This is a genomic window from Macrococcoides bohemicum, from assembly GCF_016865215.1.
In the GTDB taxonomy this organism is placed as follows: domain Bacteria; phylum Bacillota; class Bacilli; order Staphylococcales; family Staphylococcaceae; genus Macrococcoides; species Macrococcoides bohemicum.
Map to the genome: position 1 here is coordinate 269709 of NZ_CP054482.1, position 25473 is coordinate 295181.

The following is a 25473-nucleotide window of genomic DNA, read 5'->3' on the forward strand; positions in this document are numbered from 1 at the left end:
TAAAAAAATGATGGCAAAATGCCATCATTTTAATTAAAGAAATTTTGTATTAATAAATTTAGCTGTAACGTATTCTTTAATACCAAGGTGAGAATTTTCTCTTCCGAACCCTGAATGCTTTACGCCGCCAAATGGTGTTTCTGGATTTGAAATAGCGACTTCGTTTATACCAACCATACCATATTCAAGTGAAGTGGCTATCGTTTGTATTGTTTTGCTATCTTTAGCATATGCATAACTTGCTAACCCAAATTCACTGTCATTAGCCATTTCGATGACTTCTTCTAAAGTATCAAAGGTAATGATCGGAATCACTGGACCGAATGTTTCTTCATAGAAAATATCCATCGTTCTATTAACATTATCTAAAATTGTTGGCTGGAAGAAGAAACCATTATCATATTCATCACCTGTTAAGCGATGGCCACCTGTAACAAGCGTTGCACCTTTATCAGTTGCATTAATAATCTGCTTCTTAATTTTATCGATAGCATCTTCTCGAATAAGTGGTCCGACATTCGTATCTTCATTAAGACCGTTTCCAACTTTAAGTGCTTCAACTTTTTCAGTAAGTTGTTTTAATACATCATCTTTAATAGATTTATGAACAAAAATTCTATTTGGTGCAATACAAACTTGTCCGTTGTTACGGAATTTGGCAGCCATTAATCCTTCTACCGCTGCATCGATATCTGCATCTGCGTTGATGATAAATGGTGCATGGCCACCCAGTTCAAGCGACATTTTTTTTAATGTATCAGCTGATTGTGCATAGAGCGCTTTACCAATAGGTGTAGAACCTGTGAATGTTATCTTCTTCACTAATTTTGATGAAGTCATAGCTTCACCTATTTCTTTTGAGCTACCCATAACGATATTGGCAACACCTTTAGGTAATTCTGCTTGTTCAAATAATTCAAAGATTGCTAAAGCTGAAAGTGGTGTGTCACTTGATGGTTTAAGCACAACAGTATTTCCTGCTGCAAGCGCAGGTGCAATCTTACGGGTAATCATTCCGGATGGGAAGTTCCAAGGTGTAATCGCACCAACGACACCTACTGGTTCATAGGCGATTTCATACTTATGGTCATTTGGTGCAGGTATTGTTTCGCCATACAAACGACGTGCTTCCTCAGCATTCCATCTAAAACTCTCAGCGCCAGCAATCACTTCTAGCTTCGATTCTTTTATTGATTTCCCTTGCTCGATTGTCATAATTTCTGCAAGACGATCAGCATGTTCTTCTAGTAAATCAGCAATTTTGTGTAAGTATTGCGTACGATCTTTTAATTCTAAACTTTTCCATGGTTGAAAAGCATCATAGGCTGCCTGAATTGCATCTTCTATTTGTGTCTCATCAGCTTGTGCGATTTTAGCGATGACTTTACCTGTTGCAGGATTAATTAAATCTTTATAATCAGCGGTATTTATCCATTCGCCATTGATAAATAGATCTTTATGAACATTATTAATTGATTCTGTCATGTATATCCCTCTTTCTAAATTTTCTTGTACTTACATTTTCCCTCGTATATTGAAGTTAAACAAGTGATATGCATTATGGATTGATGTATACTAATAATTATTTCATTACGGAGGGTGCTATGGAACAAGGAGTAAGAAAAGAACAAAATAAATTCATATTAGTAATTGTATTGGGGCTGTTAGCAGCATTCGGTCCACTTTCACTAGATATGTATCTTCCCGCGTTACCAAGTGTAGCAGATGAACTGCATACGACAGCATCGAATGCACAATTAAGTCTTACTGCATGTATGATTGGCCTTGCCGTTGGACAAATTTTTGTGGGGCCACTCAGTGATATTATCGGAAGGAAGAAACCTCTGGCAGTTGTTTTGTTAGTTTACGCGTTATCATCATTATTAGCAGCTACAAGTACTAGTATTGGTATGCTCGTATTATTCCGATTTATCCAAGGATTTTCTGGTGGGGCAGGAGCTGTTTTGTCCCGTGCTATATCAAGTGATCTATATAAAGGAAAAGATTTAACGAAATTTATGGCAGTCTTAATGCTTGTAAATGGTTTAGCACCAATTCTAGCACCCGTTATCGGAGGGATAATTTTAAGCGTGTCAACATGGCAAACAGTGTTTATCATACTAGCGATATATGGTGCGTTGATGTTTATTCTTTCTTTTACACTAAAAGAAAGTTTGCCGAAACCAGCGCGTAATGAAGGGGCATTGAAATCAATCGTAAATGATTTCAAAAAATTACTCACCAATAAACAGTTTGTAACGGTATTAATGTTACAAGCTTTGACTTATGGTATTTTGTTTAGTTATATCTCTGGATCACCTTTTATAACCCAGAAAATATATCATATGAATGCACAGCAGTTTAGTTATCTATTTGCTTTCAATGGTGTTGGTTTGATTATATTTAGTCAGATTACAGCGAAGTTGGTAGATAAAATGAGTGAAGTAAACATACTGAAGTTAGGTCAGACGATTCAACTCGTTGGAATGATAGCGACAAGCATCGTACTCATATTACATTTACCGATGTGGTGTCTATGGATAAGTTTCTTCTTACTGATTACACCGGTTAGTATGATCGGAACAACAGGATTTTCCATTGCGATGCAGGTTCAGAAACAAGGAGCAGGAAGCGCATCTTCAATTTTAGGATTGATGCAGTTTCTGGTAGGTGGATTATTATCACCACTCGTTGGGCTTATGGGAGAAACATCTGTCGTACCGTTTATAGTGATTATCATGATATGCAGTTTACTGGCACAATTTATACGCATTAAGTTTTTAAAAGACATCACTTTGTAGTGATGTTCAGACTGAAGACAAAGTCTCCTTCGGAGATGAAGTTTACAGTCTTTTTTTGATAAAATATAGATATATCATTGAACGGTGGTGTTTTACTTGATTAAGAGAAGTAAGTCTGAAGATATTAATATCATTCGCAGTCAATTTGAAATGTATTCATTAGAAGACCTTGTACCAGAAAATCATCTTCTAAGAAAAGTTGATAAAGTATTCGATTTATCCTTTGTATATGATTTAGTAGAAGAAAAGTATTCTACAGATAATGGCCGTCCAAGTATTGATCCGGTTGTATTAATAAAAATTGTATTAATACAACACCTTTTTGGTATCAAATCAATGCGCCAGACAATTAAAGAGATTGAAACTAATTTTGCGTACAAATGGTATCTCGGTTTAGGCGTTAACGATAAAGTACCTCATTTTTCTACCTTCGGTAAGAACTATTCTAGACGATTTTATGATAATCAGATTTTCGAAGAAATCTTTTCTCGTATTCTCAAAATTGCTATAGATAATAACTTCGTAGATAATACTTCACTATTTATTGATTCAACGCATATTAAGGCCAATGCCAACAAGAAGAAATTTATTAAACAAGAAATACAGAAGACTGCTAAACATTATGAACAAGAGCTTATTGAAGATATCAATTCTATTAGAGAATCTGAAGGAAAAAAGCCTCTAGCTTCAAGAAAGGAGGAGAATCTTAAAGTAATAAAAATAAGTAATAATGATCCCGATGCTGGTTACTATGTTAAAAGTGAAAGAGAAAAACAATTTGCCTATAGTGCGCATACATGCTGCGATAAGTATGGTTATATCGTTGATTTTCATTTAACTCCTGGTAATGTTCATGATAGTACACAGTTAGTACCTATGATTGACAGGCTTGAAAGTAAAAAACTACTACCGAGATATGTTGCTGTGGATTCTGGATATAAAACACCTCATAATGCTAAGTATTTATTAGATAAAGAAATTCTACCAGCTATGCCATATAAACGTCCCATGGGTCCGAAGGACTTAATGAATAAAAATGAATTTATATATGACGAATACTATGATTGTTATATTTGCCCTAATAATCAAATGTTGAAATATCAAAGAACAGACAGCGATGGTTATCGTTTGTATATTTCTAATCCAAATAAATGTAAGGATTGTCCTTTACTTAATAAATGTACTAAGAGTAAAGAACAGAAAAAAATCGTTACAAGACATATATGGCAACAATATCTTGATATTGTTGATGACTTGAGATTCATAGACACTATAAAAGCTATATATAAATTGCGTAGTCAAACAATAGAAAGACGTTTTGCTGATGCTAAAGAACAGCATGGTTTGCGATGGACTAAGTACAAAGGAATTCAAAAAGTCACCATGGAGACCACGCTTATTTTCGCATGCATGAATTTAAAGAAATTAGCAAATTATCTAGCAGGTTAAGCTGGATATTTTGCTAATTTCTTTAAAATAACAATATTTTTCGAAGAAAAAAGACAAACTCACTTATAAAATTGTGAGTTTGTCTTCAGTCTGGACATCACTTTGTAGTGATGTTTTTTTATGTAAAATTTATATATTTGTAATAGTAATTTTACAACGATTTGTTATATGGAAGGTATCACATAATGGAGGACAATCATGATTCAGCTACCACGCATTGTTGTACTTGCAGATATACATAGACCAATTAGTTTGTATGACCGAAGACCGAATTTTAACTTTAAAGATGTTAAGCGCGGACTGCAATGTACGGAATGTGGTTTGGAAATTAACGTTATTTGTGATAAGACGAAAGCGATTGTGTGTAAAGGGTGTTTGAAGCGTATGAAGAAGATGGAATTGATTAGAGATAATTTGATAGAATTAGAAGTATTGTTGAATCGCCCGATAACAACAAAGGATGCTCATCGCTGGGTAGGAAGGGAGTTTAGGCATACGACTAAAAGAGTGCTTGAGAAATATTTTAATAAAGTTGATGATAGATACTATTACTTTGAAAAATATTATAATAAACTATGATTTAAGTTGGCCGATTCAGCGAGAGAACTGCCCCAACCAACTAACGAAACAATCCTATCTAAAGCCACATCATCCCAATACTATGACTTTCACAACGTACCAGCAGCTTCCGAGTTGCACTATCATAAACAATAAATAATAAACCAAAACTGGCAATCTTGTTAAACGGCTTAACATTGCACCATCCCAAGAAGTATTCCCCTGGAAATAGATGATAGTCATCGTATAGCTTGATAGAATCGTGTCAGCCAATAGAACGCCTAGCACGATATAAATGAACCAATCTCCAACCATCCACATTGAAACAACATCCGGATACCGATAATACAAATAAAATCCATCGGTAATCAATATTATCACGACAAATGGAAATATTTTTCGAGATGTTTTTACAAAATAATAGAGAAACACAAATCCTAGTAATATACAAAAACCGATTCGCCACGCTCTCGATAAACAAAATACTCCAAGTATTAAAAATAGTGGTGGAAACAAATAACCTGCGATAAAAGTAGCAAATCGATTCCATCCAGATGTCGTATGTGAAATAGCATAACCGTTACGTCCGGTAGCAAGTCGTTCAGATCTTCTTGTCACGATAACCATGTCGCTTACTTTTCCTCCAGTTAACTGACATATCAAAGCATGTCCGAATTCGTGCAATAATGTTGGTAAATAACCCAACCACAACATCAATACATTCGGTCGATTATAGTAATATAATGATAATATTAAATAAATGCTAGCAAATGCTAACAATAAAAATGTATTCAAATGCTTCACCTCATAAAGATAGTAGCACAAACAAAGATGCGACTCCTCAATCTGGAGACGCATCTTTTTTAGTGCTTCTTAATTTTCGGCCAATAATAGTAAATCAATATCCCAAGTCCCAATAAAAATGAAGAAATTAAGGCAGTCATTATTGATAAATAATGATCATTCCAAAACTTCTTCAATTTATATTGCTGGTAATCTTCGTATTTTACACTTGCAGATTTATAATCTTTGGATACAAATTGACGTTCATAATCATAATGAACGCTACCATCTTTTAAAATTAATTTTCCGGGTTGATCTTTTTTCACGATATCATATAAATCTTTATGAACAAAGTATTCTTTACCGTTAAATTTATGTACGCCTTTTGTTAAAACCTTTTTATATTCATATTTATTAAATGCATCCTGCATCACAGCGTTAGCCATTTTATTTCTATTGTATTCCGCATCAGGATCCAGCCAATGTTGTACACCTAGAACGACTGCGATAACACGCATGTTTTGCTGTTTAGCGGTAACTGTTACATTGAAACCGGCTGTATCACTAGAACCCGTCTTTAATCCGTCTGCTCCTTTAAAAGGGTATTTTCCCCCTTCTAAAGAATGGTTATAAGTTTTAAATGACTCTTCATCTTCAGTACCAGGTTTAACAGTAACGAACGCTTTTTTAGTAAACTTTAAAATTTCTGGATGTTCGTTTACTAAATGCTGACTTAAAATCGCATAATCGCGTGCAGACGTTAAATTATCTCCATCTGCTTGATAACGCTTTGGTTTATATTGAAGAAGCATATTATTTGGTGCACCGACAGGATTTAAGAAACGAGTATTTTTCATCCCAAGTACTTTTGCTGTCTTATTCATACGATCCACGAAATCAGAATCGTCTTTTTCTACTAAATTCACTAACATATAAGTTGCAGCGTTACTTGATGGCGTTACTGCAAGCTGAATAAGATCGGAGACCTTATAAGTGGCACCTTTTCTAAAGACGTTATTACTTAACATCGGTAAACGGGCAATCGTCCAATATTTATCGTTAACTGTTACTTTTGTACTAAAAGTAATTTTTCTTTTTTCCATTTCTTCCATCAACAAATATAAAGACATCAATTTAGACATAGAAGCGGGTGGTGCTTTGGTATCAATATTATCACCATACAGAATCTGTCCATTTTTTTCTGCAATAACAATCGTACCTTTAGGATTATACTTAGGAGCTATATTCATCCCTTGCTGTGTTGCAATTTCAGATGGTGTCGCTGCTGAAATCGATCCTGTAAATGAAAAGAAAAGAATAAAGCTTACAATAAAGCTTTTTAAATTATAATTTTTCATGATATAAAACTCCTATGTTCTGTTTTCAATGACTACATTTTATCATAATACCCTAATAGAAAAAGACATACATTATCTTTTAAAAATAATTTTACGACAATCGAGTGTAATATGACAAAATAAAAAATAAAATACAGATGATATTATTGATAAAACGTTTTCAAAACTTTTAATATTCGAGATTTGAAAAAATAATGACAACAGTATGAAAAAATGTTCGTAAATAAATGAAAATAATTGTATTGTTTACGAGTTAATCATGCTATAATTTTAAAGATAAAAAATTTAAAGGGTGGAAATCATGAATACTTATTTATTGCTTAATGTTTTAGGTATCTTTGTCTTTATTTTAGTCGCATTTGTTTTCTCGCGTGACAAGAAAAATATCGACTGGAAATCAGTCGTTATTATGTTAGTTGTTAACTTATTCTTAGCATGGTTTTTTACACAATTTCCTTGGGGACGTAATGGTGTAAAAGCTGTAGCAGATGCATTTAGCTGGATGTTACAAGCAGCATATGTAGGTATCGGAATGCCGTTCGGTAGCTGGACAGCACCTGGTCCTGGAAAAATGGATATGGCAGTTTCAGCATTATTACCAATTTTATTCGTAGTACCTTTATTTGATATTTTAATGTATATCGGCGTATTACCATTTATTATTAAATGGTTCGGTTGGTTAATCGGTAAAGTAACAGGCCAGCCTAAATTTGAATCATTCTATTCAGTAGAGATGATGGTTCTAGGTAATACTGAAGCTTTAGCTGTGTCAAAAGAGCAAGTGAGTCATATGAATGCAGCACGTGTACTTACAGTTGCATTGATGTCAATGAGCTGTATTTCAGGTTCAATCGTTGGTGCTTATGTAACAATGGTACCTGGTGAATTAGTTTTAACTGCAATTCCATTAAATATTATTAACGCAATTATTATTGCAACTATTTTAAACCCAGTTAAATTAACACCAGAAGAAGATTACGTTGTTGAAATCAAACATGACAATCGTCAACCATTCTTCTCGTTCTTAGGTGATTCTGTATTAGGTGCAGGTAAATTAATTTTAATCATCATCGCTTTCTTAATTGCATTCGTATCATTAGCACACTTTATTGACATGTTATTAGGTTTAATTAATAAAGACCTGAAATTAGATTTAATCTTAGGTTGGGTTATGGCGCCATTTGCTTTATTACTTGGATTACCATGGGATCAAGCAATTACAGTGGGTGCTCATATGGCGAAAAAAATCATTACTAACGAATTCGTTGTAATGATTGATATTCAAAAATCACTTCCGAAAATGGACAACCATATGAAAGCGGTACTTGTTACATTCTTAATCTCATTTGCCAACTTCTCAACAGTTGGTATGATTATTGGGGCATTAAAAGGTATCGTCGATGTGAAAACTTCTGACTTTATCGCTAAATATGTACCTATGATGTTACTAGCAGGTATTTTAGTTTCATTATTATCTGCAGCGTTTGTAGGATTATTTAGCTGGTAAGAATTAATATTAACTTCATATTGGATTAATAAAGACTTGTTATAATTTATATGTAATAAAGCGAAATAAGGGAGACGGTTCTTTTGAAAAGGCTGTTAAGAGATCTTAGAAGACGCTTGAAACGTGTATTTAATACGAATAAGAAGTCATTAGCAAACTAAGACAGGGTTGGAGATTTCTCCAACCCTGTTTTAGTTTTTATTTTGTTGTCATAAAGCCTGTAAGTTTATAACTGCCATTTGTTTTTACGAAATCAAACTTATTTTTAATATTGTAATGTGCTTTATAAGTGTACGTTAAACCATTTTTTATACGTTTAGTACTATCAGGTGTTCCATATGCTTTTTTAATATTACTAGATGAAATAGCGTAATCATCAAATGTAAAGTAAATACCTTTTAACTTCGAAGTATTCGTTAACTGATTATTTTTCAATCCGAATACAAAAGTTGCATTACGAGACTGGTATACTCCATTTCTAACCTTTTTATAATAGATACCATTACTTTTCATAACACGTTTAAAAACTCCGTATTCTGTATTGATATTAACACCATCATACGTAAAGTTATTTTTTTGAATTGCGTTCTTAAAATTCTGATTTAATACGGTACTATCATCCATATCCCCTTTGTGCCAGTAATAATAACCGGCAGCATCGACATTAGCAGATAGGAATGAAGTTGAAAGTGCAGTGGCGACTAGTGTAACACATAATTTATTACGTCTTTTCATTGCTATAACCTCCTGTTTTACGAATGTAAATATTTTATAAATACAATGTAAATTTCTTTGATTATTATTTAGTATCAGTTTACCCGAAAAAGTAAAGGGTAAGCATACAGATATATAGGATTAATTATGTAATTCATTTAAAAAACTGAACCCTAAAATTTTTGTGAAAATGTGACAATTGTATTAATTGTGAAAATAATCACAAAAAACACTTGCATATGTTGATAATGCGTTGTAACATAATAACTGTACTAAGTAGTATTGGTAAAAAAAGATACAGTTTTCTTCATTTTCATAAACACCTTATGCTACTTAAAGAGAAAATAAGAAAGAAGGAATAGTAATGTTCGTAAATTCATTTGATCCATTCGGCAATCTAGCTTTATCTGCAATTATTGCAGCAGTGCCAATTATTTTATTCTTGCTTTGCTTAACATTATTAAAAATGAAAGGTATTAATGCAGCAATTATTACACTGGTTGTAACTGCTTTGATTTCGATTCTTGTTTTTAAATTACCTGGAGCAGTGGCAACTGGTGGTGTTGCAGAAGGTGTGGTACAAGGATTATTTCCAATCGGCTACATCATTATTATGGCAGTTTGGCTTTATAAAGTATCTGTTGAAAGTGGAAAATTTCAAACCATTCAGGATTCTATCGCAGGTATTTCAGCAGACCAACGTATACAATTACTTTTAATTGGTTATTGTTTTAATGCATTCTTAGAAGGTGCAGCAGGATTCGGTGTACCAATCGCAATTTGTGCAGTATTACTTGTACAGTTAGGGTTCAAACCGCTACAGGCAGCGATGTTCTGTTTGATCGCAAATGGCGCATCTGGTGCATTTGGAGCAATTGGTATTCCAGTAGGTATCGTAAATACATTAGGTTTAAAAGGTGGCGTAACAGCCATGGATGTTTCACAGATGACGATATTTACATTACCAATTATTAATATGGCGATTCCTTTCCTTTTAATCTTTGTATTAGATGGCTTTAAAGGTATTAAAGAAACGTTACCTGCAATACTGATTACTGGTGTTGTTTATTCTGTAGCACAAGCAGCCATAACTTTCTTTATGGGACCAGAATTAGCGGCCTTATTACCAGCATTACTTGCTATGGCAGCTCTCGCAATTTTCTGTAGCAAATGGCAACCTAAAAATATCTTTAGATTATCAAATGATAAAGTAAAAGTTATAAGACATTCAATCAAAGAAATTGTTTTAGCATGGAGCCCGTTCTATCTGTTAACTGGTTTTGTATTAGTTTGGAGTTTACCAGCATTTAAAGCATTATTTTTACCCGGTGGCTTACTAGAGAAGACAATCTTATTATTCCAAATGCCAGGAACTTTCAATGAAACGCTTCAAAAAGGTGTAACGTTAAAATTAGATTTAATTGGTGCAACAGGGACAGCTATTTTATTAGCGGTAATATTTACTATTATTCTTTCACCAAAAATTAATTTAGGACAAGGTTTCAATCTTTTAGGAAAAACAATCAAAGAATTATGGATTCCAATCATTACAATTTGTGCAATCTTAGCGATTGCTAAGTTAACTACTTACGGTGGTTTAACTGTAGCGATGGGTCAGGCAATTGCTAAAACAGGTTCAATATTCCCATTACTTTCACCAATATTAGGTTGGATTGGGGTATTCATGACAGGTTCTGTTGTTAACAACAATGTATTGTTCGCATCAATACAAGCTACTGCAGGAAGTACAATTGGTACAAATCCAGCATTATTAGTTGCAGCAAATACAGCTGGTGGTGTTATGGCGAAACTTATCTCCCCACAATCAATCGCTATAGCGTCAGCTGCCGTTGGTGCCGTTGGTGAAGAATCTAAATTACTTAGCATGACTTTAAAATATAGTGTTGGATTATTAGTATTCGTATGTATCTGGACATTTGTATTAAGTCTCATAATGTAACAAAAGAATTAAGAAAAAAGCATAAATCAATACATTTAAAATAAATTTAAAGGAGTAATTAGAATGCAAAAATTAAAAGGTAACAAAGTCGTATTAGTTGGTAACGGTGCAGTAGGATCTAGTTATGCGTTCTCAATGTTAAACCAAGGTGTGTGTGATGAATTTGTTATTATTGATTTAAATGAGGCAAAAGCAATTGGAGACGCTATGGATTTAAACCATGGTGTTGTATATGCACCAAATCCAATGCGTATTAAATATGGAACATATGCTGATTGTTCAGATGCTGATCTAATTGTAATTTGTGCAGGTGCAGCTCAAAAACCAGGTGAAACACGTTTAGATTTAGTAGGTAAGAATATGAAAATTTTCAAATCTATCGTTGATGAAATTATGGCTACTGGATTTGATGGTATCTTCTTAATAGCAACAAACCCTGTAGATGTTTTAACATATGCAGTTCAAAAATTCTCAGGATTACCAGAAGGACGTGTAATTGGTTCAGGTACGATATTAGATACTGCACGTTTTAGATTCTTGTTAAGTCAAGAGTTTGAAGTAGCTGCTGATAGTGTGCATGCATATATTATTGGTGAACATGGAGATTCTGAACTTGCAGTATGGAGTAGCGCAAATGTTGCTGGAATGAAAGTAACAGACCTTCTTAAAGACAACAAAGAGAAAATGGAAGAAATCTTTGTTAATACACGCGATGCTGCATATGAAATTATTAAAGCTAAAGGTGCAACATATTATGGTGTAGCAATGGGCTTAACGCGTATTTCTAAAGCGATATTAGGTAATGAAAACTCTGTATTAACAGTTTCAGCAAAATTAAACGGTGAGTATGGCCATGATGATGTGTATATTGGTGTACCGACGTTAATCAATCGTAACGGTATAAGTAAAGTATTTGAAACACCGTTATCAGCTGAAGAACAAGAAAAATTTGATAAATCAGTTGCAACTTTAAAAGCCATTCAAGAACCTTTCTTTAAATAATAACGTTTAAAATAATATATTTCGGGGCATCTGTAAACAGATGTCCTTTTTTATGCCGTACTGTTGAAAGAGTGTGTAAAGTTCGATACACTTACAACCGACTTCAATTATTATTTAATTATTAAAGGAGGAAAAGATGAACTATTTTAAAAATTTAAAAATTACCTGGAAATCAGTCTTTTTTGTATTGTTAGGCTCTTTAATATTTTCTCTTGCAGTGAACGTTTTCATTATTCCTGCCAATTTAGGTGAAGGCGGTGTAACGGGGATGTCACTTATCTTTCTATATAGTTTCGATTGGTCTCCTGCGATTACAACGTTATTAATGAACCTAGTATTACTCGCTGTAGGATATAAATTTTTATCGAAACGTTCTATGGCATTAACGATTATTTCTATCGTTGCACTTTCAGTATTTTTAAAAATAACTGAACCGTTACAACTTCATTTAAAAGAAGTTTTAGTGAGCACGATTTTCGGTGGATTTTTAGTAGGCATTGGTATCGGAATGATTGTGCTGGTAGGAGGTACTACAGCTGGTACAACAATACTTGCGCGTATTGCTCATAAGTATCTAGATGTAAGTACATCTTATGCATTGTTATTCTTTGATTTAATTGTTGTGGCGATTTCATTAACTGTTATCCCAGTAGAAAAAGCACTATTAACAGTTTTAAGTTTATATTTAGGTACAAAATCAATGGATATGATTATTGAAGGATTAAATCCTAAAAAAGCAATTACAATCATTTCACAAAATCCAGATCCGATTGCTAAAATGTTAGATGAAGATATTGGTCGTGGCATTACAATACTAAATGGTCGCGGGTATTATAGTAAAAGAGAGACAGAAGTTCTGTATTGTGTTATTAATAAATTACAGCTTACAAAGACAAAACGTATGATTAAAAAGATTGATGAAAAAGCATTTGTTGTCGTCCATGATGTACGTGATGTTTTAGGCAATGGTTTTATCAATGAAGATTAAGGAGATATAATAATGGAATTTATTAATTTAGGGAATGCATCACTTGCCGCTCAGTATGTTGCGATAGAATTATTTAGAGAAATCAAGCGTAACCCACATACTAAACTAGGATTAGCAACAGGTGGAACGATGGAACCCGTATATGCTGCATTAGTTAAGCTGATAAAGTCAAACCCAGTTAATTTATCTCATCTTAAAACATTTAATCTAGATGAATATTTTGAATTAGATAAGCAAAGTCCGCAAAGTTATCTTTATTACATGAAACATCATTTATTTAACCATATTGATATAAAGCCGGAACAATATTATTTCCCGGACAATGATAGAGAGAATCTGGCTCAGGATAATAAAGCTTATGATGAATTGATTATGAAAGAACATCCTATTAATCTTCAGTTGCTTGGCATTGGGACGAATGGTCATATAGGTTTTAATGAACCGGGTACATCGTTTACGTCTAATACGAGAATGGTCGACCTTTCAGAAGAAACGATTCGTGCGAATGCAAGATTTTTCGATACAATTGAACAGGTACCTACGCAAGCAGTGACGATGGGGATAACTACGATTATGCAATCGGATATAATTATTCTTTTAGCGACCGGAGAAAAGAAACAACCTATCATTCAACAGTTATACGATATGACACAGCCAAATGAAGATATACCAGCGAGCGTATTACTTAATCATCCAAATGTATTGATTATTACAGATGATGAAGCTTCACCATATAAAAAAAAGGACTAATTTAGTCCTTTTTTTTATGATTCAAATAATTTTTTCTTTATCTTTTCGTTTTCTTCTTCGAATATTGGATTGTGACTTGAAACGATGCCATATGATGGTGCATCTGGGTCAAGATACATTTTAATCTGATTAATAGAAGTCGCTGCATCATGGAAACAACCGATAATCAAGTTGACTTTCGCATCGTGTTTCAATATGTCACCGATAGCATAAATACCTGGCGTGTTCGTAGAAGTATTCGCATTGCCTTTAATATAAAAATCATCAACACGTTCAAATTGAACTGAACTGTCATTTAATAGCTCACAGTCCATATGGAAACCATGATTGATAATGACATCGTCGACATCTAAAATTTGAATGGTGTCATCAGTATTTTGAATAATTTCAACTTGTTTAATTTCGTCCGCTTCTGCAATCAGTGAATGAATTGTTTGGTTTGTCATCTTGATTACTCCTAATTCATCCAGTTGACGCACTGTCTCTTCGTGACCTTTAAAATCTTCTTTACGGCATATAATATGCACACTTTTTGCAATAGGAGCGATATCATGTGCCCAGTCAACTGCGGCATTTCCACCACCAGAAATAAGTACACGCTTATCTTTAAAGCGTTTTAATGAAGGGACTACATAATGTAGGTTATTAACTTCATATCGATCAGCACCTTCAATATCCAGTTTAATCGGCTTGATGATACCTGAACCCACTGCCACGATAACAGTTTTAGAGTGATAGGATTTATCGTTTGTCTCTACGATAAAGTGAAAGTCATTTTCTTTTTTTATATCTGTAACGACGGTGTTCAGAATGATCTCTGGATTAAATGTAGTGCCTTGTTTAATCAAGTTCTGCATAATCTTTGCTGCAGGTTGAGGAGGAATCCCACCAGCATCCCAAACAATTTTCTCTGGGAAAAGATTAAGTTTTCCGCCTAAAGTATTGTTCTGATCAATGATGCGTACTTTCAAACCTCGTAATCCTGCATAAAAAGCAGCATAAAGACCAGCAGGCCCACCACCGATAATTGTTATATCTAATAATTGTTTCATAAAGTATGTCTCCCTAATTATCTTGCGTTGTAAGTTATTATACTATAAAATATAACAGTATTGATAATGATTATCAATTATATGAGAGTGATAATGGTTTGAAAATTGGAATATTTCATTTTGGAATTAATGAAAGAAGGATATATATGAATCGATTAGAAGGTAAGCAGATTACCATTAATTATGGCGAAAGGGACATCATAAAAAATTTAGATGTTTCCATTCCTGATAAAAAAGTGACATCTATTATAGGGCCGAATGGATGCGGAAAATCAACGTTATTAAAAGCACTGTCAAGAATATTAAACGTAGCGCATGGTGAAGTGATATTAGACGGAAAGAATATTCATCAGCAACCAACTAAAGAGGTTGCTAAAAAGATTGCAATCCTACCACAATCACCTGATGTGGCAGATGGATTAAGCGTTTATGAACTGATCAGTTATGGCAGATTTCCTTATCAGAAAGGATTTGGGAGACTTACTCAGCTTGATCATCAGGAAATTGAATGGGCGATGCGTGTAACAGGTACAACAGATTTCAAAGATAAGAATGTTAATGATCTAAGTGGTGGACAAAGACAACGTGTATGGATTGCTATGGCTTTAGCCCAGAAGACTGATATTATTTTCCTTGATGAACCAACAACATATCTAGATATTTCGCATCAATTAGAAATTTTAGAACTTATTAGAGATTTAAACGAACAGGAAAATTGTACGATTATAATGGTTCTCCATGATATTAATCAGGCAGTTCGATTTTCTGATCATATTATTGCAATGAAAGATGGGAATATCATTAAGCAAGGAGATACGATGAATGTTTTGACTAAGGATGTCTTAGAAGAAGTATTTAATATAGATGCCGAGCTCAGCGTAGATCCACGAAATGGAAAGCCGATGCTTGTAACCTATGATTTATTATGCAAGCACTATAGCAGGGATACAGATGAATAAACAAAGTACATTTACAAATAAACGATATATATTTTCCGGGAAATTATACATCGTCATTCCATTGCTTCTTCTTTTATTGCTGACAATGTTAATTGTTTCATTTATGTTGGGAGTAAATAACTATAGTTTTAAAACAATTTATGATGCGCTATTTAATTATCGAGATATTTCTGAACATAATATTATTCGTGATATACGTATGCCTAGAGAAATAGCTGCCATGCTTGTTGGGATGAGTCTTGCTTGTACTGGGGCAGTCATGCAGGGAGTAACTAAGAATCCTTTGGCAGATCCTGCTTTAATCGGACTTAATTCAGGAGCAGCTTTAGGTATCAGTATATTATTTGCATTTACGAGTGGAGCGAACTTTTTTGCGATTATACTGGCTGGATTTATCGGTGCAATTGTTGGAGGAACCATTGTATTGATGCTCGGTTTAAGTAAAAAAGGTGGCTTTAATACGATGCGTATTATATTAGCTGGAGCAGCTGTGAGTAGTTTGTTATTAGCAATTGCTGAAGGGATTTCGTTATATTTTAGAACGAATCAAAGTTCGATGCTTTGGTCTAGTGGTGGTGTTGCTGGTACGACCTGGACACAACTAAAATATGCATCCCCGATAATATTAATTGTTATCATCTTCGTACTGCTTATCGGTCATAAGCTTACTGTGTTATCTTTAGGTGATGAAATGGCACAAGGTTTAGGGGTCAATTTAACGTCGATAAGAATTATATTTTCATTATTAACGATGATTTTAGCCGGTGTCGCAGTGGCAATGGCAGGTTCCTTAGCATTTGTAGGATTGATGATTCCACATATTGCACGTCTTTTAGTTGGCGTAGATTATAGAAAGTTGCTACCTGTCGCAACGCTTTTAGGTGGAATATTTCTTGTTTGCGCTGATATACTGGCACGCATGATGGGAGAGTCTCCTGTAGGTGCAATCATTTCAATTATAGGTGTGCCTTTCTTTATTTATCTCGTAAGAAAGGTAGGAATTTCATAATGCATACTAAAACTAAAAATGTGTTTATATCAACTATTTTAATTATTATTTTGTTTGCAATCATTACAGTGAGTATGACTGTTGGAGATTTTAAGATGCCACCATTACAATTTTTAAAAACATTATTTGGTATGGGAAATGAAACAGATACGATGGTGCTCTATGAATTTCGTATGCCAAGATTACTTGTAACGATATTATGTGGTGCTGCACTTAGTTTAAGTGGTGCACTACTGCAAAGTATTACTAAAAATCCACTGGCAGATCCAGGTATTATAGGGATAAATGCAGGCAGTGGATTCTTTATCGCATTGCTTATGATATTCATGCCGGTCGACAGCAGTAATTTTGTATATGTACTGCCGCTATTTAGTTTGATTGGTGGTCTGATTACAGCAGCGACAGTATTTCTGTTGAGTAGTTCTAAACGTGGTTTAAATCCGATGCAAATGATTCTTATCGGTGTTGGGTTGTCTACTGCATTGAGTGGTGCGATGATTATGATGACATCGACATTTAATAAAGAAGATGTTGAATTTATCTCTAAATGGCTAGGTGGTAATATATGGGGTGATACATGGCCATTTGTTTGGATGATTATTACAGTGTTAATTATCACGATACCGATCCTTTTGCTGAAACTAGATATACTAAACATTCTTAATACCCATGAACATATTTCAACAGGTCTTGGCATAAGGATTAATAGAGAAAGAGTAGTAATTCTGATTATTTCTGTAATGTTGTGTGCAAGCGCGGTTTCAATTTGTGGTAGTATAGCATTCGTGGGTTTGATTGCACCTCACATTGCAAGACAATTAGTTGGTCCAAGACATCAGGTTTTTATTCCGATTACAATATTGTTAGGTGCGATACTTTTAAGTTTTGCTGATACTTTAGGTCGGCTTTTAATAGAACCTGCTGGCATGCCTGCAGGTATCATAGTTAGTATTATTGGAGCACCATATTTTCTTTATTTAATGCGTAGAGGATTGTAGGGCGATGAAAGGTACATTTTCTGACTGGAAATGTGCCTTTTTATGCTTGCTATGAAAAGAAACGGGAATAAGAATAGAAATAATGTGGAAGGGTGACAGTTATGGAGAAGCATCCATTAATCAGAGCATACGAAACGTTTATTAGAAATAAATCGCTGAATAAAATAGGAATTATAGGACAACCCGATGCAGGGAAAAGCGCATTGATCAATGCGGTGTGTCCAGCTAAAGCACATACATCTGTGCATACTGATGCTACTTTAGAAACTACGACTTATCCATTTAATGATTATGGATTTTTGGTGGATTTCCCTGGTGTTGGAACAGAAGAAGTGACTGTTCAAAAATATAAAAAGATTATTCAGAATGAATCGGCAATAGAACATTACTTTTATATTTTTTCAAGTAAAATCAAAGAAGTAGATATTGAGATGATTAAATATCTAAGTAAACAAGATAAGATGATTACGTTTATCTACAACAAAGTAGATGCACTAATCGATGTGAACGGAAAAGATGACAAAGAAATATTAATGCGTGACAAAGACACTGAACTTAAAGTGACGCTAAAGCCTTATATTAAGACACCACTTAACTACCATTTTACAAGTGCTTTAGATGGTACTGGGATAGAAACGCTTAAATTACATATTGAAAGTATATTTGAAGAAGAACAAAAAGAATATTTTCAAAGATACAATGATGCTTCTTATCTCGATAGTTATTTGAATTACAAAGTAAACTCATCATTTCCTAAACTGTTCACGCCGAGCTTTAAAAAGATTGTCTTAAAGGAAAATTTTAAAGTTATTGAACGTACTATAATGACACATTTTAAAATCCAGGAAGATGACATAATGGAGCGTCGAAAAGAATGGATTGATATAGATAAATATATCCGCGAATTTGAAGAGATGAAAGAAAAAGATAAAAATAATGGACTATCGCAACTTATGGAGTTTAGAAAAATTGTGCAATTAATTAGAACATCATTTAAAATGAAAAGTATCAATCCGGTAACAGTTGCAGTATCTTCAATTGTTGAAATGGGACTGAACAACACTTTCCCGATATTTCAAGCGATTGCTAAATATGTTGAAGAAATTAAACAGATTGCCCGTGAAGTGATAGAAGATGACAAAAACAAAATATGAATTCACATTAGGAGGTCACTATGACAATCGAAAGAAAATGGTGGAAAGAAGCAGTATGTTATCAAGTTTATCCAAGAAGTTTTAAAGATTCCGATGGTGATGGTATAGGTGATATTAATGGTATTACTGAGAAGTTGGATTATCTGAAAGACTTAGGTATCGATGTTATATGGGTGAGTCCTATATTTGAATCGCCAAATGATGATAATGGCTATGACATTAGTAATTACCAGGAAATTATGCGTGACTTTGGAACAATGGAAGACTTTGACCGATTATTATATGAAGTACACGAACGAGATATGAAGCTTATTTTAGACCTCGTCATCAATCATACAAGTGATGAACATCAATGGTTTGTTGAAGCGAAGAAGAGTAAGGACAACGAGTTTCGTGACTGGTACATCTGGAAAGATGGTTTAGAAGGTAAGGAACCGAATAACTGGGCAAGTATATTTGAAGGTTCGGCATGGGAATATGATGCGACAACTGATCAATACTACATGCACGTATTTAGCAGAAAACAACCTGATTTAAATTGGGAAAATAAAGATATGCGTCAAGCCATCTATAATATGGTGAACTGGTGGCTTGATAAAGGGATTGATGGCTTTAGAGTAGATGCTATCAGTCACATTAAAAAAAGTTTCGAAAAAGGTGACTTACCAGGTGCTGATAAGCTAGGTTATGCTGAATCATTTGAAGGACATATGAATCAACCGGGGATTCAAAAGTATTTACAGGAATTGAAAGAACATACATTTGATAAATATGACATTATGACTGTCGGTGAAGCAAATGGTGTTACAACGAAAGATGCTGATGAATGGGTAGGCAAAGACAATGGTAAGTTTAATATGGTCTTTCAATTTGAACATTTAAATCTATGGGATCATAATGTCGGAAAAAGTTTTGATATTTTAGGCTATAAAGAAGTATTGAATGCCTGGCAAAAAGGTTTAGAAGCAACTGGATGGAATGCATTATTCATTGAAAACCATGATCGACAACGTGTATCATCAACTTGGGGTGACGATGTAGATTATTGGTTTGAAAGTTCGACGAGCCATGGCGTTGTATATTTCTTACTGCAAGGTACGCCATTTATTTATCAAGGACAGGAAATTGGGATGACCAATTATCCTTTTGAAACTATAGATGATTTTGATGATGTACATGCTAAAAATATTTATAACCAGGAACTTAAAAAAGGAACGACAAAAGAAGCGGTGTTAGAAATGTTAGGACGTATTTCAAGAGATAATACGCGTACACCGATGCAATGGGATGATACAAAAAATGCTGGATTTACAACAGGGACCCCTTGGTTAAAAGTGAATCCAAATTATGAAGAGATTAATGTCTTCGTACAGGAAAGAAAAGAAGATTCGCTATTAAATTTCTATAAAAAAATGATTCAGTTAAAGAAGGATAACTTAACATTAACATATGGATCATTTGATTTGATTTATCCGGAAGATAAAAATGTTTTTGCATATACGCGTACATTAGAAGATGAACAATTTATTATTTTAGGAAATTTAAGTCACGACAAAGTTACTTTAAAGACAGATGATAAGCTCAATCTTGCTAAAGAAAAACAAGTATTGAACAACTATCCAATTGATAAACAATCAGCAGATGTATTTACACTGATGCCGTTTGAGGCGAGAGTTTATAAAGTGCAAAGATAAAGGTAATGCGAAGTAAATTCAGATATTATCAATGGGGAAGTCAAAGTAGAGATTAATGAACTTGATAAACAAAATATTTCAGCTGGATACACAAAACCGGTTGGAAAAATGAAGCATAAATAATATTTCTAAAGACAGGGTAATTACCTGTCTTTTTTATTTTTAAAAACCTCACACTTAACTTATCCTTTGATATAATAGCACCAATAGGGCATATCGGAGGAATGAATGTGGTAAGAATTGAAAAGAAGAAATTATATGAAGAGATTGCAGATCGCATTATTATGCAAATCAAAGAAGGTGAATTTGAAGTCGATGAAAAGCTGCCATCTATTCAAAAATTGGCTCAGGATTATGGCGTAGGACAAGCATCTATTAGAGAAGCTTTAAATGCTTTACGTGTAATGGGACTCGTTGAAATCCGTCATGGTGAAGGAACGTTTGTAAAGCATATTAAACCTAAAGTCTTTTCTAAAGAGATGTCAGTATATACTAAAAAAGATATTATTGATTTATTAGAAGTACGTAAAATTATAGAAGTTGGCGCTGCAGGTCGTGCTGCTGTGAAGCATTCAGAAGAGGATTTACAGAATATTAAAGTTGCACTTGAGCAGATGAAACTAGCAGTACATAATAAAGCAATTGGTGAACAAAGTGACTTTACTTTCCATTTAGCGATTGCTAAAGCTACTAAGAATGAGTTGTTAGCTCAACTATTAGTAGAAGTATCAGATAAAGTGAAGACAACAATGAAAGAGACGCGTAAAATCTGGATTTATACAGAAACGAAATCTATCGAGAAGTTATATAAAGAACATCTTGAGATTTATGAAGCAATCAAACAAAAAGATATAAAACTTTCTGAAGAAAAGATGCTTAAACATTTAGAAGAAGTGGAATATGTATTATTAGAACATTTAGAAACAAAGTAAGATAAATAAATTATGGAATTTTGTCACTTGCATTTAGATTATCATTCCAATAAAATAGTACTGTTAGAGATACAGTCATCCGATGACTGAAAATTTTATCAATATTGGGCGATATTGATAACTAGAGGGGTGTTTGATTATGAAAGTAAGTTTATTTAGTACATGTTTAGTAGACGTTTTTGAAAAAAGAGTAGGTATTGCAACTGTAGAATTACTTGAAAAATTAGGTTGTGAAGTGGACTTTCCTGCGGCACAAGTATGTTGTGGGCAACCGGCATATAATTCTGGATATCATGAAGAAACGAAAAAAGCCGCACAAAACATGATCAAAGCTTTTGAAAATTCAGAGTATGTTGTAGCACCGTCTGGTTCATGTATTACAATGTTTAAACATTATCCGGATTTATTTAAAGATGATATGGTGTGGCGTGATCGCGCACAACGTTTGGCGGATAAATCTTATGAAGTAACGCAATTTATCGTTAATGTTCTTGGTGTTACGGATGTAGGTGCCAAGTTAGAAGGTAAAGCAACAATGCATCCATCATGTCATAATACACGTTTATTACATAACTCAGAGCCACCGAAGAAGTTATTATCTGCAGTAGAAGGATTAGAGATTGTAGAGCTACCTGAATATTACAATTGTTGTGGATTTGGTGGAACATTTGCTGTTAAGATGAATGATGTTTCAGGTGAAATGGTCGATGAAAAAGTAGATTGTATCGTAAAAAGTGGTGCCGATTTTTTAGTTGGAGCAGATGCAAGTTGCTTAATGAATATTGAAGGACGTTTAAAACGTCGTGGTGAAAAAGTTAAGGTTTACCACATCGTAGAAATCCTGAATAACAATACAGAGGCGGTGACTGTATAATGAGTATGAAAATTGGTAATGAAACATTTAAGAAAGCTGTAAAAACAGAACTTAAAGATGATTTTATGCGTGGTGCAGTCTCTAGTGCCCAAGATAGATTACGTGAACGAAAAATAAAATCTCAGGAATCACTAGGTAACTGGGAAGAGTGGAGAAGTCACTCTGAAGAGATTCGTCAGCATACATTAGCGAATTTAGATTATTATTTAAATATGCTTGCAGAAAATGTCGCAGCAAAAGGCGGACATGTATTTTTTGCTGAAACTGCAGAAGAAGCAAATGAGTATGTTCAAAAAGTATTAGTAGAAAAAAAGGCGAAAAAAGTAGCAAAGTCAAAATCAATGGTTACAGAAGAGATTGATTTGAATAAGGCGATGGAAGCTGTTGGTTGTGAAGTAATCGAAACAGACTTAGGTGAATATATTTTACAAGTTGATGATCACAATCCACCATCACATATCGTTACACCAGCTTTACACATGAATAAAGATCAGATTCAAAAAGTTTTTACTGAAAAACTAGGTTACACTAAATCAAATAGTCCTGAAGATTTAGCTTTATTTGCACGTAAAAAGCTTCGAGAAGAATTCTTGTCAGCAGATGTTGGTATTACAGGTTGTAATTTCGGTGTTGCTGAAAGTGGTTCTTTCACATTAGTAACTAACGAAGGTAATGCACGTATGGTAACAACATTACCAAAAACACAGATTACTGTGATGGGTATGGAACGTATTGTGCCTACGCATGAAGAATTGGAAGTATTAGTTTCTATGTTAACGCGTGCAGCTGTTGGACAAAATTTAACAAGCTATGTGACAACTTTAACAGGTCCTCGTGCAGATGATGAAATCGATGGACCAGAAGAATTTCATCTGGTTATTGTTGATAATGGACGTTCTAAAATATTAGGAACACAATTCCAATCTATTTTACAATGTATTCGTTGTGCAGCATGTGTTAACGTTTGTCCTGTATATCGTCAGGTAGGAGGTCATTCTTATGGTTCTATCTATCCAGGACCAGTAGGTGCTGTATTGACGCCTTTATTAGGTGGTTATAAAGATTATAAAGAACTACCCTATGCATCTACGTTATGTGGTGCTTGTACGGAAGCATGTCCTGTTAAAATCCCGTTACATGACTTATTGTTAGAACATAGACGTGTCATAGTGGAAGAAGAACACATGTCTCCTGTAGCAGAACGATTAGTCATGAAAGGATTTAGTGTGGGAGCCTCTCATTCTACTTTATTTAAATATGGTACCAAGATGGCTCCATCAATGATGGCTCCATTTGAGAATAAACAAGAACATATGATTACAAAAGGACCAAAACCTTTACATGCCTGGACAGATACACGTGATTTCCCAATGCCGGATGAAGAAAATTTCCGTGACTGGATGCAAAACAGATTGAAAAGAGGTGCGAAATAATGAAGGGAACAATCCAAAATAAAGATTCGTTTATTAGTAACATCTCAAAAAATCTTAATCGTGCAATGCCTGAAAAGGTAGAAATCCCTGAGTGGAAATTTAGACCACAAGATAAAACATTAACAGGACTTTCTCAAGATGAATTATTGGATGTTTTAAAACAGCAATGTGAATTTATCCATACTGATTTAGTTGTGACTAATTCAAATGAAGTAAATAAAACTTTATCAGATATTATTGCGAAATATGGGAATGGTGAAGTAATTGCTACAAATGATAAACGCTACGCGGAATATGGTATTGATTTAGCTGCTCAAGATGCTTTTATCTGGGATGAAGCAAAAGGCACTGAAAATTTACATGTAGCAGAACGTGCGAATGTCGGAATCACTATTAGTGAATCAACATTAGCTGAAAGCGGAACAGTTGTGTTATATGCAGATAAAGGGATTGGTAGAAGTGTCAGTCTTTTACCTGCAACTTATATTGCAATTGTACCGAAATCTACTATTGTACCAAGATTTACACAAGCTGCTCAAGAAATGAATGAAATGATGAAAGACGCAGCTAACTTTCCAACTTGCATTAACTTAATTACTGGACCATCTAACTCAGCAGATATAGAGATGAAACTTGTAGTAGGTGTTCACGGTCCAATTAAAGCAACATATATTGTTTTAGATGATAAATAAAATTACAGCCTGGAGCAATAGCTCCAGGTTGTTTGTTTTGATACGGCTATTGCTTTAATAAATATTATGTTTTGTATAGAATGGTGTTAACGTTCATAAAATAAATTTTTATGGAGGCATGAAATGACGATATTTAATGATAAAGTTGCAAATAAGTATGATGCATATTTTGACACAAAAAAAGGGCGTTATGTTTGGCAAGTTGAAACTGATTTAATGAATCAATTGATTGATATTGAAAGTGGTATGCGTGTGCTTGAAATTGGTAGTGGTACAGGGATTTATAGTATTCCTTTTGTACAGCAGGGGTGTATTGTAACAGGTATCGATATATCAGATGAAATGTTAGAGATTGCACGTCAGAAAGTAATTGATCAGCAATTAAATTTAGATTTTATACATATGGATGCTAATGCGCTTCATTTTTCTGAGCATACTTTTGATCGTATTTATTCGATGGGTGTATTAGATTTTGTAGATGATTTAGAACGTGCTTTTGAGCAAGCATATCGTGTGTTAAAGCCAGGTGGTAAAATCTCCATTGCTGTTGTTAATCGAGATAGTGCTTGGGGGAAACGTTATATGGACCCGGAATATAATAAAGGCAAAGTGTATGCACATGCCCATTTTAAAAATTTAAATGAGCTCATGCGTATTCATCCGGAAGAAATAATAGGCTCAGGAGAGTGTTTATTCGTACCGCCCGATGCTGAGGAAAGTGAATTTACTTTAGAGAATGAAAGATTGATGAGTGACAATGCAGGTGGATGGATTAATGTAGTCTGGCAGAAGAAAGAAGGATAATT

Annotated in this window: 23 protein-coding genes; 18 read left to right on the plus strand and 5 right to left on the minus strand. The window is 34.0% G+C overall.

The genetic code is table 11. The features are described 5' to 3' along the window. Positions 1–33: 33 nt before the first annotated feature. On the minus strand, positions 34–1485 hold the full coding sequence (locus HT586_RS01435) for an NAD-dependent succinate-semialdehyde dehydrogenase (RefSeq protein ID WP_203546080.1): 1452 nt from the start codon (positions 1483–1485) through the stop codon (positions 34–36). Positions 1486–1604: 119 nt separating this feature from the next. Here HT586_RS01435 and tcaB point away from each other — a divergent pair, with 119 nt between their 5' ends. The 3 genes from tcaB to HT586_RS01450 all read left to right on the plus strand — a co-directional run bounded on the left by tcaB (position 1605) and on the right by HT586_RS01450 (position 4829). Further along, the gene (tcaB, locus tag HT586_RS01440; protein ID WP_203546081.1) at positions 1605–2801 is read left to right on the plus strand and encodes a putative multidrug effflux MFS transporter TcaB; all 1197 of its coding nucleotides are present in this window, start codon (positions 1605–1607) and stop codon (positions 2799–2801) included. Positions 2802–2951: 150 nt separating this feature from the next. Then, positions 2952–4250 (plus strand): IS1182 family transposase, encoded by a 1299-nt coding sequence (locus HT586_RS01445; protein ID WP_111744502.1) that lies wholly within the window; start codon positions 2952–2954, stop codon positions 4248–4250. Positions 4251–4448: 198 nt separating this feature from the next. Then, on the plus strand, positions 4449–4829 hold the full coding sequence (locus HT586_RS01450) for a hypothetical protein (RefSeq protein WP_203546082.1): 381 nt from the start codon (positions 4449–4451) through the stop codon (positions 4827–4829). A gap of 69 nt (positions 4830–4898) precedes the next feature. Here HT586_RS01450 and HT586_RS01455 read toward each other — a convergent pair whose 3' ends face one another. Together HT586_RS01455 and HT586_RS01460 are read right to left on the minus strand one after the other, a co-directional pair. Further along, on the minus strand, positions 4899–5603 hold the full coding sequence (locus HT586_RS01455) for a M50 family metallopeptidase (protein WP_203546083.1): 705 nt from the start codon (positions 5601–5603) through the stop codon (positions 4899–4901). A gap of 68 nt (positions 5604–5671) precedes the next feature. Then, entirely contained in the window at positions 5672–6949 is a 1278-nt protein-coding gene (locus HT586_RS01460) for a DUF1958 domain-containing protein (protein ID WP_203546084.1), read from the minus strand. Between the two features lie 301 nt (positions 6950–7250). Between HT586_RS01460 and HT586_RS01465 the strand changes: the two genes are divergently transcribed. Beyond that, positions 7251–8456 (plus strand): NupC/NupG family nucleoside CNT transporter, encoded by a 1206-nt coding sequence (locus HT586_RS01465; protein ID WP_096077544.1) that lies wholly within the window; start codon positions 7251–7253, stop codon positions 8454–8456. A 198-nt stretch (positions 8457–8654) separates the two neighbouring features. Here the strand turns inward: HT586_RS01465 and HT586_RS01470 are convergent, their stop codons facing one another. Continuing rightward, complete coding sequence (locus HT586_RS01470; RefSeq protein WP_096077543.1) at positions 8655–9191, minus strand: hypothetical protein; 537 nt, start codon at positions 9189–9191, stop codon at positions 8655–8657. Positions 9192–9534: 343 nt separating this feature from the next. Here HT586_RS01470 and HT586_RS01475 point away from each other — a divergent pair, with 343 nt between their 5' ends. The 4 genes from HT586_RS01475 (at position 9535) to nagB (ending at position 13870) form a co-directional block, all read left to right on the plus strand. Then, the gene (locus HT586_RS01475) at positions 9535–11130 is read left to right on the plus strand and encodes an L-lactate permease (RefSeq protein ID WP_096077542.1); all 1596 of its coding nucleotides are present in this window, start codon (positions 9535–9537) and stop codon (positions 11128–11130) included. Positions 11131–11193: 63 nt separating this feature from the next. Beyond that, positions 11194–12132 carry an L-lactate dehydrogenase gene (locus tag HT586_RS01480; RefSeq protein WP_096077541.1) on the plus strand — a complete coding sequence of 313 codons (939 nt, stop codon included), beginning with the start codon at positions 11194–11196 and terminating at the stop codon, positions 12130–12132. 136 nt (positions 12133–12268) lie between these two features. Further along, positions 12269–13120 (plus strand): YitT family protein, encoded by an 852-nt coding sequence (locus HT586_RS01485; protein ID WP_203546085.1) that lies wholly within the window; start codon positions 12269–12271, stop codon positions 13118–13120. A 12-nt stretch (positions 13121–13132) separates the two neighbouring features. Then, on the plus strand, positions 13133–13870 hold the full coding sequence (gene nagB / locus HT586_RS01490) for a glucosamine-6-phosphate deaminase (protein ID WP_096077539.1): 738 nt from the start codon (positions 13133–13135) through the stop codon (positions 13868–13870). Between the two features lie 14 nt (positions 13871–13884). On the opposite strand, the gene HT586_RS01495 is transcribed toward nagB, so the two are convergent. Then, positions 13885–14922, minus strand: coding sequence for an NAD(P)/FAD-dependent oxidoreductase (locus HT586_RS01495; RefSeq protein WP_203546086.1), 1038 nt, complete (start codon positions 14920–14922; stop codon positions 13885–13887). A 146-nt stretch (positions 14923–15068) separates the two neighbouring features. Between HT586_RS01495 and HT586_RS01500 the strand changes: the two genes are divergently transcribed. From HT586_RS01500 to HT586_RS01545, 10 genes are all read left to right on the plus strand, one after another. Further along, positions 15069–15881, plus strand: a complete 813-nt coding sequence (locus HT586_RS01500; RefSeq protein ID WP_096077537.1) for an ABC transporter ATP-binding protein — start codon at positions 15069–15071, stop codon at positions 15879–15881. Next, complete coding sequence (locus HT586_RS01505; protein ID WP_096077536.1) at positions 15874–16890, plus strand: FecCD family ABC transporter permease; 1017 nt, start codon at positions 15874–15876, stop codon at positions 16888–16890. The genes HT586_RS01500 and HT586_RS01505 overlap by 8 nt, the downstream gene beginning before the upstream one ends. Further along, on the plus strand, positions 16890–17888 hold the full coding sequence (locus HT586_RS01510; protein WP_096077535.1) for a FecCD family ABC transporter permease: 999 nt from the start codon (positions 16890–16892) through the stop codon (positions 17886–17888). Before HT586_RS01505 ends, HT586_RS01510 begins: the two co-directional genes overlap by 1 nt. A gap of 101 nt (positions 17889–17989) precedes the next feature. Continuing rightward, positions 17990–19042, plus strand: a complete 1053-nt coding sequence (locus HT586_RS01515) for a GTPase domain-containing protein (RefSeq protein ID WP_203546087.1) — start codon at positions 17990–17992, stop codon at positions 19040–19042. A gap of 26 nt (positions 19043–19068) precedes the next feature. After that, on the plus strand, positions 19069–20736 hold the full coding sequence (locus HT586_RS01520) for a glycoside hydrolase family 13 protein (protein WP_203546521.1): 1668 nt from the start codon (positions 19069–19071) through the stop codon (positions 20734–20736). Between the two features lie 230 nt (positions 20737–20966). Then, entirely contained in the window at positions 20967–21668 is a 702-nt protein-coding gene (locus HT586_RS01525) for a FadR/GntR family transcriptional regulator (protein WP_203546088.1), read from the plus strand. A 139-nt stretch (positions 21669–21807) separates the two neighbouring features. Beyond that, positions 21808–22542: a (Fe-S)-binding protein gene (locus HT586_RS01530; RefSeq protein ID WP_203546089.1), complete on the plus strand. Its 735-nt coding sequence runs from the start codon at positions 21808–21810 to the stop codon at positions 22540–22542. Next, a complete protein-coding gene (locus HT586_RS01535; protein ID WP_096077531.1) occupies positions 22542–23975 on the plus strand; it encodes a LutB/LldF family L-lactate oxidation iron-sulfur protein in 1434 nt (477 codons plus the stop codon). The genes HT586_RS01530 and HT586_RS01535 overlap by 1 nt, the downstream gene beginning before the upstream one ends. Continuing rightward, positions 23975–24667, plus strand: a complete 693-nt coding sequence (locus tag HT586_RS01540; RefSeq protein WP_188018021.1) for a LutC/YkgG family protein — start codon at positions 23975–23977, stop codon at positions 24665–24667. The genes HT586_RS01535 and HT586_RS01540 overlap by 1 nt, the downstream gene beginning before the upstream one ends. A 123-nt stretch (positions 24668–24790) precedes the next feature. Then, positions 24791–25471: a class I SAM-dependent methyltransferase gene (locus HT586_RS01545; RefSeq protein WP_133354459.1), complete on the plus strand. Its 681-nt coding sequence runs from the start codon at positions 24791–24793 to the stop codon at positions 25469–25471. Positions 25472–25473: the final 2 nt, after the last annotated feature.

Bases quoted from the DNA above. Each gene is read 5' to 3' on its own strand.
- HT586_RS01500 (WP_096077537.1), top strand. From the start codon at position 15,069: ATGAATCGATTAGAAGGTAAGCAGATTACCATTAATTATGGCGAAAGG.
- HT586_RS01505 (WP_096077536.1), top strand. From the start codon at position 15,874: ATGAATAAACAAAGTACATTTACAAATAAACGATATATATTTTCCGGG.
- HT586_RS01475 (WP_096077542.1), top strand. From the start codon at position 9,535: ATGTTCGTAAATTCATTTGATCCATTCGGCAATCTAGCTTTATCTGCA.
- HT586_RS01485 (WP_203546085.1), top strand. From the start codon at position 12,269: ATGAACTATTTTAAAAATTTAAAAATTACCTGGAAATCAGTCTTTTTT.
- HT586_RS01445 (WP_111744502.1), top strand. From the start codon at position 2,952: ATGTATTCATTAGAAGACCTTGTACCAGAAAATCATCTTCTAAGAAAA.
- HT586_RS01460 (WP_203546084.1), bottom strand. From the start codon at position 6,949: ATGAAAAATTATAATTTAAAAAGCTTTATTGTAAGCTTTATTCTTTTC.
- HT586_RS01495 (WP_203546086.1), bottom strand. From the start codon at position 14,922: ATGAAACAATTATTAGATATAACAATTATCGGTGGTGGGCCTGCTGGT.
- nagB (WP_096077539.1), top strand. From the start codon at position 13,133: ATGGAATTTATTAATTTAGGGAATGCATCACTTGCCGCTCAGTATGTT.
- HT586_RS01540 (WP_188018021.1), top strand. From the start codon at position 23,975: ATGAAGGGAACAATCCAAAATAAAGATTCGTTTATTAGTAACATCTCA.
- HT586_RS01450 (WP_203546082.1), top strand. From the start codon at position 4,449: ATGATTCAGCTACCACGCATTGTTGTACTTGCAGATATACATAGACCA.
- HT586_RS01515 (WP_203546087.1), top strand. From the start codon at position 17,990: ATGGAGAAGCATCCATTAATCAGAGCATACGAAACGTTTATTAGAAAT.
- HT586_RS01510 (WP_096077535.1), top strand. From the start codon at position 16,890: ATGCATACTAAAACTAAAAATGTGTTTATATCAACTATTTTAATTATT.
- HT586_RS01530 (WP_203546089.1), top strand. From the start codon at position 21,808: ATGAAAGTAAGTTTATTTAGTACATGTTTAGTAGACGTTTTTGAAAAA.
- HT586_RS01480 (WP_096077541.1), top strand. From the start codon at position 11,194: ATGCAAAAATTAAAAGGTAACAAAGTCGTATTAGTTGGTAACGGTGCA.
- HT586_RS01535 (WP_096077531.1), top strand. From the start codon at position 22,542: ATGAGTATGAAAATTGGTAATGAAACATTTAAGAAAGCTGTAAAAACA.
- tcaB (WP_203546081.1), top strand. From the start codon at position 1,605: ATGGAACAAGGAGTAAGAAAAGAACAAAATAAATTCATATTAGTAATT.
- HT586_RS01545 (WP_133354459.1), top strand. From the start codon at position 24,791: ATGACGATATTTAATGATAAAGTTGCAAATAAGTATGATGCATATTTT.
- HT586_RS01465 (WP_096077544.1), top strand. From the start codon at position 7,251: ATGAATACTTATTTATTGCTTAATGTTTTAGGTATCTTTGTCTTTATT.
- HT586_RS01435 (WP_203546080.1), bottom strand. From the start codon at position 1,485: ATGACAGAATCAATTAATAATGTTCATAAAGATCTATTTATCAATGGC.
- HT586_RS01470 (WP_096077543.1), bottom strand. From the start codon at position 9,191: ATGAAAAGACGTAATAAATTATGTGTTACACTAGTCGCCACTGCACTT.